6 protein-coding genes are annotated in these 13,367 nt (G+C 57.1%); 5 read left to right on the top strand and 1 reads right to left on the bottom strand.

Features of this window, described 5'->3' with window-relative positions; genetic code table 11:
* Positions 1-162 precede the first annotated feature (162 nt).
* The 3 genes from GHT07_RS09125 (at position 163) to GHT07_RS09115 (ending at position 8,074) form a co-directional block, all read left to right on the top strand.
* Entirely contained in the window at positions 163-1,176 is a 1,014-nt protein-coding gene (locus GHT07_RS09125) for a helix-turn-helix transcriptional regulator (RefSeq protein WP_323740856.1), read from the top strand.
* 216 nt (positions 1,177-1,392) lie between these two features.
* Complete coding sequence (locus GHT07_RS09120; protein WP_153584767.1) at positions 1,393-4,536, top strand: helicase-related protein; 3,144 nt, start codon at positions 1,393-1,395, stop codon at positions 4,534-4,536.
* 4 nt (positions 4,537-4,540) lie between these two features.
* Positions 4,541-8,074, top strand: coding sequence for a type ISP restriction/modification enzyme (locus GHT07_RS09115; RefSeq protein ID WP_153584766.1), 3,534 nt, complete (start codon positions 4,541-4,543; stop codon positions 8,072-8,074).
* A gap of 1 nt (position 8,075) precedes the next feature.
* On the opposite strand, the gene GHT07_RS09110 is transcribed toward GHT07_RS09115, so the two are convergent.
* Positions 8,076-9,110, bottom strand: a complete 1,035-nt coding sequence (locus GHT07_RS09110; RefSeq protein WP_153584859.1) for an IS630 family transposase — start codon at positions 9,108-9,110, stop codon at positions 8,076-8,078.
* 56 nt (positions 9,111-9,166) lie between these two features.
* On the opposite strand from GHT07_RS09110, the gene GHT07_RS09105 reads away from it, so the two are divergent.
* Together GHT07_RS09105 and GHT07_RS21715 are read left to right on the top strand one after the other, a co-directional pair.
* The gene (locus tag GHT07_RS09105; protein ID WP_153584765.1) at positions 9,167-9,583 is read left to right on the top strand and encodes a hypothetical protein; all 417 of its coding nucleotides are present in this window, start codon (positions 9,167-9,169) and stop codon (positions 9,581-9,583) included.
* Positions 9,584-9,776: 193 nt separating this feature from the next.
* Positions 9,777-13,343 carry an ATP-dependent DNA helicase gene (locus GHT07_RS21715; protein ID WP_194792890.1) on the top strand — a complete coding sequence of 1,189 codons (3,567 nt, stop codon included), beginning with the start codon at positions 9,777-9,779 and terminating at the stop codon, positions 13,341-13,343.
* Positions 13,344-13,367 lie beyond the last annotated feature (24 nt).

Here is a 13,367-nt window from a genome sequence, read left to right as displayed (position 1 = left end):
GCAGGCTCACCCGCTGAGCCTGCGGCGCTGTTGGAGCATCCAGCCTTCTCGCCCCAAACGCCGACACGCATCGGCTCATGACGAGAGCCTGCCTGCACCCACACTGCGGGCGATGAGAGAAGAAAAGAATTTCCAGCCAAGCTACACGGAGGAGGTTGACCGGTGAGCGAGTTCGTACGTCTGTTCGAGTACAAGCAGTTGCTGTCAGGCCGCCGCGCCGTGCCGCGCGCGGACATCATCAAGCGCCTGGAAATCTCACCCGCGACCTTCAAGCGCGACATCGCCAAGATGCGCGACCAGCTGCACGTGCCGATCAAGTTCGACAGGGACCGTGACGGCTACTACATCGACCAAGACAACAGCAACGACAACGAGCTGCCCGGCCTGTGGTTCACGCAGCAGGAGATATTGGCGCTGGTGACGGTGCAGCAACTGCTAAGCAGCCTGGAGCCCGGCCTGCTTGGCCCCAAGCTCAAGCCGTTGCAGGCGCGGCTGGAAGACCTGATGGACAAGCACGGCCTGAAGCAGCACGACATCGCCGCGCGCCTGCGCATCGTGCATGCCGGCAAGCGGCAGGTGCCGCCGCAATTGTTTGAGCAGGCGGCCCACGCCACGATGGCGCGCAAGCGCCTCGCGATCCACCACATGAACCGCCAGACCGGCGAAACGCAGGAGCGCGAGATCAGCCCCCAGCGCCTGGTGCACTACCGCGACAACTGGTACGTGGACGCCTGGTGCCACCTGCGCGACGACCTGCGCAGCTTTTCGATCGATGCGATCAGCGCGATGCGCGTGCTGGAAGAACAAGCGAAAGAAGTGGACCCGAAAGCGATCGACGACCGGTTAGGCGCAAGCTACGGAATATTTGGAGGCAAACCCAAGGCCTGGGCCACGCTGAAGTTCACGCCGCAACGCGCGCGGTGGGTGAAGGGCGAGCGGTGGCACCCGATGCAGGAGAGCAGGGTAGAGGCGGATGGGAGCTATGTGCTGAGCGTGCCGTATGCGGATGATAGGGAGTTGGTGGGGGATATCTTGAGGTTTGGGGCGGATGTGCAGGTCTTAGGGCCCCTTACGCTGAAGCGCAAGGTCAGCAAAGTCCTTCTCGAATCGCTTGCGCTCGGCATAGGCGACGGAGGCGGCCAGACTTCTTATGCACACATCAAAGACCGGGACTAAAAGATGTTGATGGCAACCGGTGTTAAGTTTTTGGGGGGGAACGAATTCACAATTTCATTGCGCGCGCTCCGCCAAAAGGGGCGGCTTGTATCAAAAGGGAGCGCATACCTTCCAAGCCGCATGGGGCCGGGCGCATTCGTTGCAGCCTTTTCATGAAGTCTTCGCCGGAATTCCGCGCACGAACAATGGCGAAAGTCGAATAAGGGAAAGGAATCTATGACAACTACTGACCCCAAGGGGCGCGATCTCTTCATTGTTGACAATAGTGTCTCCGGTTGGACAGCGCTCAGGTACCTTGACGAGTGGTCCGGTATCGCCAGAGCGTTTGACATTGCAACGGGCTATTTTGAGATTGGTGCTCTTCTCGCATTGGAAGGCAAGTGGCAATCGCTCACCAAGATCCGGATCCTGATGGGGGCGGACAGGACTCACAGGACCCGAAAGGCAATGCTTGACGCAGTCCGGCAACGTGCCTTGCTCGCGCTTGATGGCAGCGTCGAAGCCGACAAAGAGGGAAATCCATTTTTGGACGGTGTCCCAGCAATTCTGGATGCCATGCGTTTGCGACAGATTGAATGCCGTGTTTACGACAAAGACAAGTTTCACGCCAAAGCGTACATCACACACGCGAAGTTAGAGGTAGTTGGGTCGCAGGCGTTGGTGGGGTCAAGTAATTTCACTAAACCTGGCTTGACAACGAACATTGAGTTGAATGTACAGATTCAGAGCGGGCGCGAGGTTGCGCAGCTTCAGGAATGGTTCGAGTTGCATTGGAACGATGCGACAGAGGTAACCGACGAATTCATTGAGACTATCGATCGCCATACCCGCCTTTACAAGCCTTTCGATGTTTATGCAAAGGCCCTTCAGGAATTCTTTCGAGGCCACGAGTTGACCGAGACTGAATGGGACGAGACCCGCTCGAAAATGTTCCCGCGGATCGACCGATACCAAAAGGAGGCGTACAGGGCGCTTATGAAGATTGCGCGGCAGCACGGTGGGGCATTTCTCTGTGACGGCGTCGGTCTCGGCAAGACATTTGTTGGGCTGATGCTCATTGAACGACTTGTGTTGCATGAGGGCAAACGTGTCGTGTTGTTTGCTCCAAAGGCTGCGAAGGAGGGCGTCTGGGAGCCCCATTTGCGCGAATGGTTGCCACACATCGGCGGCGGGGCGGATTTCAGCAATCTGGCGGTGTTCAGTCACACGGACCTCGGTCGCAAAGGCGAGTTCCCAGAACGATTTCGCCGTATTGCCGAACTTGCCGACGTCGTGGTAATCGATGAGGCGCATCACTTTCGCAATCCCGGGCGTCAAGGCTCGGACGATGAGGAATCGGAGCCTTCACGCTACTACCAACTGTTCAATCTTCTTGACAGCAGCATTCGACAGAAGACGCTTTTCATGTTGACGGCGACCCCAATCAACAACCGTTTGAGCGACTTCCGGCATATGGCTGAACTGTTCACTCGACGTGACGAATCATTTTTTTCTCGCACGCTCGGAGTAAACAACTTACGCGCGCACTTCGCCCAAATGGAAAAATCGCTACGGGCGAAGCTTGGGCATGACCTGGTTGATGTATCGGAGCATATGCCAGAGGCCCAAGAAATTTTGGCGACGGACACGATCTTTCAGCATTTGGTCGTGCAGCGTAGCCGGTCGTACGCGAGGGAGAGCCAACTGAGGGAGAAGGGCAAGGCTGCGGTTTTCCCCGAACGAAAGGCTCCACAGGTGGCGGCGTACTCGATACGCAAGACCTACGGTCACCTGCTCGATATGTTCGAGAACGCCTTTACGCGAACCAACCCACTCTTCGCGCTTCCGATGTACTACCCGCTCGCTTGGTACAAGGGTCCGGACAAGAGCATTGACCCCTTCGAGCAGAACCGGCAGAAGCAGGTAGTCGGCCTGATCCGGACGAACTTTCTTAAGCGTTTTGAAAGTTCGGTCGTGGCTTTCGAACTCTCATGCGACCGGTTGCTTCAAAAGCTCCTGGCCTTCATTGAAGTTCACAGTGAGACTTCAACCGAGAAGAAAAGGCTCGATCTGTGGAAGGCCCACAACGCTGAAATACTGGGGTACGCACGTAAGCACCAAATCGAATTGTGGGGAGACGACGCTGAGGACCAGGATGAAGACGACATCGTGCCGCAGGAGCTACTCGACAAAGTGCATCTCCTCAGCCGCATGGAGTACGACGTCGCCGCGATGATTGGCGAGACATTTCGAGACTTGGACCAACTCGTCAATTTCGTTGCTGAAGCTAGAAAATTTGAGCCAAAGCACGACGACAAGCTACAGAAACTTGTCCGCCTCCTCAAGTCGAAGGAACTATCCGGCCAGAAGGTCTTGATCTTCACGGAGTTCGCGGACACAGCACGCTATCTCAGACTTCAACTTGTTCAGGCCGGCATTGAATCTGTTGGTCAGGTCGATAGTGCGACCAAAGGCAATCGGGCCGACGTCATCCAACGCTTTTCACCGTACTACAACGGGACCTCGACCGGAGAGTTAACGGCGAAGGGTCGAACCGAAATTCATGTGCTGATTTCTACGGATGTCCTTTCCGAAGGTTTGAACCTGCAGGACGCCTCACGAATGATGAACTACGACATCCACTGGAACCCAGTGCGCCTGATGCAGCGAATCGGGCGCGTGGACCGTCGGATGAATCCCGAAGTTGAGAAGCGCCTGATCGCAGACCACCCCGAGGTTGCCAGTTCCCGGGGTAAGGTGAGTTTTTGGAATTTTCTGCCGCCAGAAGAACTCAACGCGATCCTTACTCTCTACAGCAAGGTCACGCAGAAGACGCTGCTAATCTCGAAGACGCTTGGTATCGAAGGCAAGAAGCTCCTGACACCGGATGATGACTTCGACGCTCTGAAGGAATTCAATCACGCTTACGAAGGCACTAAGACCCCAGTCGAGGACATGCATCTGGAGTATCAAGCGCTGTTACAGGCTGACTCCAAATTAGAGGGCTATCTGAAGCAACTGCCGGGTTCCATATTCAGTGGCCGGACACAACCACCTAAGGGAGTGCAAGGCGCCTTCTTCTGCTATGCGCTTCCGGCGCTCGACAAAGAGACGGGTGAATTCACGGAACTTGCCGGTACGACACGCTGGTATCTGTATGACGCTGCGCGAGATGCCATCCGCGAGGAGCCTGGCGACATAGTCGCCAACATTCGGTCCAAGCCGGATACGCCGCGCAAGTGCGACACCGCACCAAAAACGCTGATTGAAATGCGAAGCAAGATCGAGAAGCACATCAAGAACACATATCTCAAACGTGTGGACGCGCCCTTGGGAGTCAAGCCGGTGCTCAAGTGTTGGATGGAACTGAACGAAGGATAATCCTATGGCAACCGACCACCGCGCGACGCTTGCAGACATCAAGCGATTCGACCAGCTTGTGCGCTACCTAAAAGACCCGATGGGTTGGCCCATCGAAAGCGGCGACTTCGAAGAACTGACCTTTGAGTACACGCCCGAAGAGCTTGGCATCGACGCAAGCAATGCAGCGAAGATCCAGGAGATCAAGCGGCTTCGGCCGCTGTCTGCCAGTCAGCCTTGGGGCATTTTCTTCGTCAAGTTCGAACCCAAGCGGCTCCCTGTTGTTGCCCTTCGACGCATCCTGAGCCAGGTTGCGCTGAAGAAGCGCGCTTCGGCCAATAGCGCGGAGCGCGCTGTTTGGGCAGCCGACGACCTGCTTTTCATTTCCAACTACGGGGAGGGTGAGGGGCGGCAGATCAGCTTCGCTCATTTCTCTCAGCCTGCAGCTCGGAACGATTTGCCAACGCTCAAGGTGCTGGGCTGGGACAACCTTGACACCGCCCTGCATCTCGACGCGGTGGCCATGGAGTTGACGCAACATCTTTCCTGGCCCGAAGACGACACAGACGCTACGGCGTGGCGGCAGCGGTGGCGCAGCGCCTTCACACTGCGACACCGAGAGGTCATCACAACTTCCATGGATCTGTCGATCCGGCTGGCCGAGTTGGCGCGGGCGATCTGCGAACGCATCAAGTCTGCATTGGCAATCGAGAGCGCGCGTGGCCCGTTGACCAAGTTGATGACCGCGTTCCGCGAGTCGCTGGTGCACGATCTCGACGCCGACGGCTTCGCCGACATGTACGCGCAGACCATCGCTTACGGTCTGCTGTCCGCACGTATTGCCGACCCGACCCGGAAGACCGCCGACGACTTCGCTGCGCACATGCGAACGAGCCCGTTCCTGCGGGAGCTGATGGAAACCTTTCTTCACGTTGGCGGGCGCCGAGGCAAGGCGGGTGGCCCGGGCATCGACTTCGACGAATTGGGCGTTTCCGAGGTCACTGCGCTGCTCGACCAGGCGAACATGGAGGCGGTCATCCGCGACTTCGGCGACCGTAACCGGCAGGAAGACCCGGTCATCCACTTCTACGAACTCTTCCTCACCGCGTACGACAAACAGAAGAAGATCCAGCGCGGCGTCTTCTATACTCCGCAGCCGGTCGTCTCCTACATTGTCCGCAGCGTCCACGAACTGCTGCAGACCGAGTTCGGCCTCGCCGACGGCCTCGCCGACACTACCACCTGGGGTGAGATGCAGAAGGAGCACCCGGGCCTGAAGCTGCCGCCGCTCACCGACGAATCGGGCGAGAAGCGAACCATCTCGCCGGACGAACCCTTCGTCCAGATTCTCGACCCTGCCACTGGCACTGCAACTTTCCTTGTTGAGGTGATCGACCTCATCTACCGCACCCTTAAGGCGAAGTGGGAGCAGCAGCGCCTCACCAATGCCAAGCAGATGGCCATGTGGAACGAGTACGTGCCAAAGCACTTGCTGCCGCGCCTGCACGCCTTCGAGCTGATGATGGCCCCGTACGCCATCGCGCACATGAAGGTCGGCCTCAAGCTTGCTGAAACCGGCTACCGATTCGGCAGCGAGGAACGCGCGCGCATTTATCTAACCAACGCCCTCGAAAAGCCGGACGACAAGCAAGCGAAACTGATCGGTTTCGACGCACTGGCCCATGAGGCCGAAGCTGTGAATGAGATAAAGCGTTTGAAAAGATTCACAGTAATTGTCGGAAACCCGCCATACGCAAACTACTCGGCCAACCTCTCTCCGGATGCGCGTCGAATCGTTGACAAGTTTAGGACGTTCCGCGGCGTTCTCATACGCGAAAGGAACCAACTACAGTTTGAGCGGAACATCCAAGACGACTTTGTTAAGTTCATTTCCATTGCCCAAGATCTCGTTGGCACCTCCGGCGCTGGTGTATTGGGCTACATCACGAACGGAACAATGCTCGCCTCTACTTCATTGCGTGGCATGCGAGAAAACCTTGCTCAACAATTTGGCGGCCTGTTCGAACTGAATCTGCACGGTGGGGGGAATGAAATTATTACTGGTGTCGAGGACGATGAGAACGTTTTCGACATCGTTCAATCCGTCGCCATCCACGTCTATTTCCGATCCGAGCGCGGGGGTCCTACTGAAGTGCGCTACGCCGACCTAATTGGACGGCGTTCGCTAAAGTACGGAGCACTTGCATCCAATTCCGTGAAGAGCATGTCGTGGAGGCAAATCGAGCCAGATGTCGAAAACTGCAGCTTTACCCCACAGGACGAAGCAAGTAGCGAAATTGCCCGCCGGCTTGACTCCGCGTATGTGAAGTTTGGTGCAGGAATCAAGACTAATCGTGATGCTGTGGCGATTGGCTTCGATGACGCCGAGTTACTGAAGTCTGTAAAGGCATTCGATGGGAAACTCGTTTCCACGAAAAATGCGCAGGCTAGTCTTTATTCACTGCTCTATCGTCCATTTGACATTCGTAGGATCTTTTACGACCAAGCTGTAGTGGCGAGTCGATCGCTTCCAACAATGAAGCACGTTATCGCTGGGCCAAATATCGGGTTTGTCTGTTCGAGCACATGGACGACGCCAAGCCGATTCAGCGTGGGCATTTCTAGGCTGATGGTTGAGATGAAGACTGGTACCCATGACCGGGGGACCACGTTTTTTCCGCTCTATCGATACGAAGCGTTCATGGGTGGAGAGGACCAACAGATCCATAACCTTACATCTGAGTTCGTGCAGGACTGGTGTGCGACAACCCAGACACGATTTGTCCCTATCGGACATGGCGATGGGAGGAAGACAACTGGCCCGGAAGACGTTCTGTTCTGGTTCTATGGTCTATTTCATTCGCCGGAGTATCGGCGTCGTTATTGCGCTGCACTTGCGCAAAGATTTCCGATCATGCTATTGACGTCTAACATGGAGCTTTTCCGATCTCTCAGTCGCTTAGGCGGCGAGCTCATTGCCTTGCATCTGCTGGAGTCGCCCAAGGTCTCTCATCTCATCACCAAACTTGTCGGGGGACGCCAACTCGCTGTCGAGAAGATCTCATGGTCGCGCGAGACGGTGTGGATTGACAGGGCGGAGACCGTCGGCTTTCAAGGTGTGCGCGAGGACGTGTGGAACTTCCACATCGGCGGTTACCCGGTTTGCGAGAAATGGCTTAAGGACCGCAAGGGCCGCACCCTGACGAAGGACGATCTGGTTCACTATCAGAAGGTCGTCGTCGCCCTCACCGAAACCATTCGGTTGATGGCGGAGATCGACAAGGTCATTGACCAGCACGGCGGCTGGCCGGCGGCGTTCAACGCAACACAACAAGCCAATGACAGGCCCCGAGTGCAGGCAGGAACCGACGTCACTCCGCTGACGGCTAAACCTCCGAACGCACCGCCACCGGTCGTGCACGAGCCGGCGCCCACTGAATGGTTGAAGTCTGCAGCGCCTAAGCCGCAGCATCTGAAGGGCGCGAGCACGGCGCAAGCGAGGTCCATACCCTTTCACCAGGAGGCGACGGACCTATTGATCCGGCCCGAACCAAGTTGAATCAAGCTGCATAGCGAACGGGCTCATGCTCGAAGTAGCTCTTGATCCGTTCGGGCTGACGCTGAACGCTACGCAGGTGCCCGGCGGTGGCCTTCACGAGTTGCAGCTTTGTTCGCGCCGGCGCACGCTTGGTGACGCCCTGCTTCAAATCGGCGTTAGCCATCTCGTTGGGGTTGAGCTCGGGGCTGTAGCTGGGCAGGTAGAACACCGCGATGTAGTCGGCGTTCTGCGCCAGCCACGCCTTGACGGGCTTGCTGTGGTGCACCTTCAGGTTGTCCAGGATCAGGTAGATCTTGCGCCCCGCGTCTCGCACGAGTCGCTTCATGAAGTCGATCAGGATGTCGGCGTTGAGCGCGCCATCGAAGATCTTCCAACGCATCACGCCCTTGTTGGTCACCGTGGAGATCACCGACAGGCCATGGCGCTTGTTGTTCACCCGCACCACCGGTGTCTGCCCCTGCGGTGCGTAGCTGCGGCCGCGCACGTCGTCGCTTCGCAGTCCCGTCTCGTCGCCCCAGTGAATCTCTGCGCCTTCGGACTTTGCCTGCGCCGCGATCACCGGGTAGTCTTCTTCGAGCCACTTCTTCACAGCAGCGGGCGACTGTTCGTAGGCCTTTCTCATCGGCTTTTGCGGCGTGAAGCCCCAGCGCGCCAGATACTTGCCGATCGTGCGCACGGCCAACTTCACGCCAAGGCGTTCGTGGATCAGCTGTGCCACGGCCGCGCGCGTCCACAGCGCGTACGGCAGCTTCAATTGGTCCGGCGTCTTGTCCTGGATGAACTTGCGCATCGTGTTCTCTTGAGGCGCCGTCAGCAACCGCTTCTCGCCAGTTCTGCGCCCGCCCACCGCGTCCTTCAGTGCCGGCGCGCCGCCAGCGGCGTGACGGCTGCAGATGTTGAACACGCCCGTGCGGCTCAACCCCGTCTGCTCGGCGATCTGCTCATAGGTCTGACCCGCCTTGCGCAGCCGGATCACCTGCACCCGCCTCTCATGCCGCGCTTCGCGCGTCAGCGATCTCATGTCTGTTGTGTCCATCATCTGAATATGATGGCGCATGTCGGAACTTCAAGTACGTTGAGGCCGTATCAATAATGGCGCGCGTCCGACAGGTAATGGGGGACAGTCAGTCCCGCGAGCGCGAGTTCGCGATCCGAGACCTCGCGCGTGAACTTGGTTACCGGCGCGTCAGTGTTCAGGCCCGTGATGCCCTCGATGACGCATTGCGTACGGCGGTGCGACGCGGCATCCTCTCGAACGATGGGGGAATTCTTCGGATAGCGACCCGCGCAATCGACGACTATGAACGTGCATTCCTCAAGGACCAGTTCCTTGCAGCGCTCGAGGGTCGTCGATGGACTGATCGCGACGAGGCCATCCGTGGTTTTGCCCGCTGGCTTGGGTTCCGCCGCACTGGTCCGACGATCGACGAGACCGCCCGATCGCTGATCAATGGTCTGCTACGCGAGGGGCGTTTGGAAAGCCAAGGCAACGAGGTTCGGAGGACCTGAGTTGGTCACTCCAGACCGCGCCGCGTGGCGATAGATATCCATTTGGTTTTTAGGGAGTTTCATGTTTCACCTAAACGTTCGCGTTGCATGGCACGACAACCGATGGAACGGCGCCGTGTGTACCGACCCGCTGGCTAACTCGTACTGCCTTGACTTGGAAAGAATTCGATCCAGCAGGCAAGACGGACAAGAAGTGAAGTTCAGCGGCAAGCTGTTCGCCGACTTGGGGCCAGATGATTTGCCGCCGTGCAAAGCGGAATCAGGTGCCTTCATGAATCGCGAACAATGGGTTCGGACTGTTGAGCATCCGTACGCGGGCAACAAGAAGACGAAAGACACGCACGGACACTTGCTGAAGACCAACATCCCGGTGCCCCCCTACTCGACGTTCGCGGTGCCGTTCTATTGGATGTTGAGAGGTAACCAGGATGAAATTGAGGCGGGGCTTTCAACGCCTCTCCCACCGGACCAAGAGCCGCCCTTCCCCTCGCCTTGGGTCTTTTCCAAGGAAAGGCAACGTGCTTTGTGCGACCTCTTTTTCGGGCGGCTAACCGATGGCAACTCGTTGGTTTTTTTCTATACGAAGAGCGGCCATCCGCTCGAGGAGACGTATCCAAGACTGGTCGTCGGTGTAGGTACTGTCGAAGCCAAGTCGGCAATCCTCGAATACGACTCAACCGTTCCTGGCAACACCTACCCCCTTTGGGATGGCAAGTTCCGCCACTCGATTCGGCCCGAAGGCCACAAGGGGTTTCTTCTTCCTTATCACGAGTACCTGGAGCCCACCTGCGACTCCGTCGAGGATGCGCGGCGTCGCGGCCTGCTTGGGGAGATAGCCGTAGTCCCAGAGGCGGTCGATACGATGTCTTTTTCTTATGCTGGCGAACTGGCGTCGGCAGACGTGGCCTTGTCTGTGCTTGCGAAGTGTCTTGTTTCGGTTCGCAAGATCAAACAACATGGCATCGCGCCCGGGCCATGGGACCAGCGTGAGGAATGGCTCAACCAGCAAATTTCGAAAGCCTGGACGGATCGTGGGGCGTTTCCTGGTGCAGGTGCCGCGCTGGAGGCACTGGGTATGCGTTTGGGTACATCGTTGATGCTGGAACTCATGGCAAGGAATGAGATTTCAGCGAACGACGATCCGTGGCCCGTGCTCGATCAACTGCTCAGGGGTGCCAAGGCGCCCCCCCAGGACGCGTACAAGGCCGACATCAAGGCGGTCTCCAATACATGGATCGGCCTGTCGGACGATCGAAGGCAGCTGTTGCGTCTACTGTCGCGCATGAGCCTCAGCCCTGCGCAATCTCGACGGTGGTTCGAGCCGGGTAGGCGCAAGAATGCCTCTCGTAGTTCGGTGAAGGATGCTGAGATTCTTGCCAATCCCTATCGCATCGCCGAATGCGACATCGGCGACGACTCGGATGTGGCCATTTCAATGGCGACCATCGATCGTGGATTGATGCCAGATGCGATCGTTCAGGCCGCGCATCCCGTGGAGGAGCCGTCATTTGTTGGATCCGCTTTGGATTGGCGCCGGGTGCGTGCTGGCCTTGTCACGGTGTTACGGCGGTCTGCACTAGGTGGTGACGCTCTCCTGTCTGACGAGGGTGCGTTGCTGGCCCTTGGAAAGCTCGATCTTGCTCGCCCATGTGAAGCGCCGCTTGATTGGCTAAATGGCAACGAGAAATTACTTGCACAGGAAATTGTGCGGCATCGGCTCATCATCAACCACGAAACAGACGAGGCCGTGCAGTGCGTTCAGTTGAAGGAACTCAGTGAACGTGAAAAGCAGCTTTCGAATCTATTGACGGCTCGTGCTGGAGCGCAGGTGCCAAGCACGGCGGAGGAGTGGTCGGGTTTGATTCTGGAAGCGCTGAATGAGAACGGAACCCATCCAGACCTTGAAAACCCTCGTCACAAATCAGCACTCGTGGAACAGGCTCAAGCGTTGGAGCGGTTGACTACGCGCAAGCTGTCGGTCCTCGTCGGACGGGCGGGAACAGGCAAGACAACGGTACTTGCAGGGTTGCTCAAGTCGAAGAAATTGGCGGCTGAAGGCATTCTTTTTCTGGCACCCACCGGGAAGGCGCGCGTGCGTCTTTCGCAGAAGGCAAACACCAGCGCGATGACAGTCGCGCAATTTCTTTTCCAGCTCAAGCGCTATGACGGAATGAGGCAGATCGTCCGCTTCGAGGGCGAGGAGAAATACCGGAAGGAGAAAACTGTAGTTATCGACGAGTGTTCAATGCTCACGATGGATGACTTGCTGGCTGTGCTACTGGCGCTCGATCTTACGCATGTAAAACGGATGATTCTGGTAGGCGACCCAAATCAGCTCCCACCTATTGGAGTAGGGCGGCCGTTTGCTGACTTGGTAGCACACCTCGATAGTGCAAATTCGGGTAGCGCCCACTTCGGGGCATTGGCGCGTCTGGGCATAGAGCTGCGGACTGCGGGTCAGGACGAGTCGTCGGATACCTTGAAACTCGCGTCGTGGTTTACGCGCGAACAACAACCAGCCGATGCCGAATGGGTGCTCAGTGAAAGCGGGCAAGGCGAGGACCTAAACGATCTGCGTGTGTGCACTTGGAAGACCCCGTCAGATCTGTACACGCTGCTTGGGATGCAGTTCGTATCTGCGCTGGGTCTCGCCTCGCCCGTCGATGTCGAAACCTTCAATGCGGCGCTCGGTTTGACAAAGGAGGGTTGGGTTCCGTACGACGACCACAACGGTGCAGAGCGGTTTCAAATCTTGTCACCCGTTCGGCTACAGCCTCATGGCGTTCACCAGTTAAATCGTTGGTGTCAGCGCACATTTCGGGGGCCGCAACTTGCTAGTTCTCGGCAGCCATGGGGGTTGAGCCTGGGCGATGAGGAGATTGTTTGGGGCGACAAGGTGATTCTCACGAGAAATGGCAAAAAGGACGGCTGGAACGGAAAACTAAAACAGAAAGTCGAAGGTGAGTACTTGGCCAATGGCGAAATCGGAATTGCCGCCCAGCCGCCAGGTGACGGGAAGGGCAAGTTTATGAACATCGCATTTGCCCAACGACCGGACGTGAGATTTGGATTCAGGCGCTCCCAATTTTCGAGCGATCATGCGCCGCTCGAGCTTGCTTACGCGCTCACCGTGCACAAAGCTCAAGGAAGCGAGTTCGACACAGTATTCGTGGTGCTGCCCGAGAAAACTCGCTTTCTGTCGCGAGAGCTGGTTTATACGGCGCTCACGCGATCGAAGAAGCAGTTAGTACTTTTGGTCCAAGGCAACGACGCCTCTGCACTGTATGAACTTTCGAAACCAACTAATTCCGAAACCGCGAAGCGAAATACAAATCTCTTTGCAGTAGGCATTCGGCATGGGGATGACTTTCCATATGCAGCACATCTAGTTCATCGAACATCGAAGAACGTGATGGTGCAGAGCAAGTCCGAGCTGGCCTTGGCGACGTACTTTGCTGGTGCCGATGTGGGGCTTGCCGACTACACGTACAACCGGAAGCTGGAGGGGGAAGGGTATCCGTATCGGCTTCGGCCTGACTTCAGTTGGGAAACCGATGCCGGTGAGCTAATTCTCTGGGAGCACTTAGGAATGCTTGACCGAGAAGACTACAAACAGGGCTGGGCGAAAAAGCGCGCATGGTATGCCTCGAACGGATATGTCGAGGATGTAAATCTCTTCATATCGTCAGAAGGCCCAGGACTTGATATGAACCATGTTGAGAGCGTGGCGAAGAAGGTAAAAACTGCCCTGAATCGATGAGTGTCTCGCTATGACTGTTTATCG

This window comes from Caenimonas koreensis DSM 17982 (genome assembly GCF_009646335.1).
Taxonomy (GTDB): Bacteria; Pseudomonadota; Gammaproteobacteria; order Burkholderiales; family Burkholderiaceae_C; genus Ramlibacter; species Ramlibacter koreensis.
The sequence above is the reverse complement of the archived record's forward strand: the minus strand, read 5'-3'. Positions and strand labels throughout refer to the sequence as shown.

What these genes read in the sequence shown, in the direction of transcription:
- GHT07_RS09115 (WP_153584766.1), top strand. Translation starts at nt 4,541, where the DNA reads ATGGCAACCGACCACCGCGCGACGCTTGCAGACATCAAGCGATTCGAC.
- GHT07_RS09110 (WP_153584859.1), bottom strand. Translation starts at nt 9,110, where the DNA reads ATGGACACAACAGACATGAGATCGCTGACGCGCGAAGCGCGGCATGAG.
- GHT07_RS09105 (WP_153584765.1), top strand. Translation starts at nt 9,167, where the DNA reads ATGGCGCGCGTCCGACAGGTAATGGGGGACAGTCAGTCCCGCGAGCGC.
- GHT07_RS09120 (WP_153584767.1), top strand. Translation starts at nt 1,393, where the DNA reads ATGACAACTACTGACCCCAAGGGGCGCGATCTCTTCATTGTTGACAAT.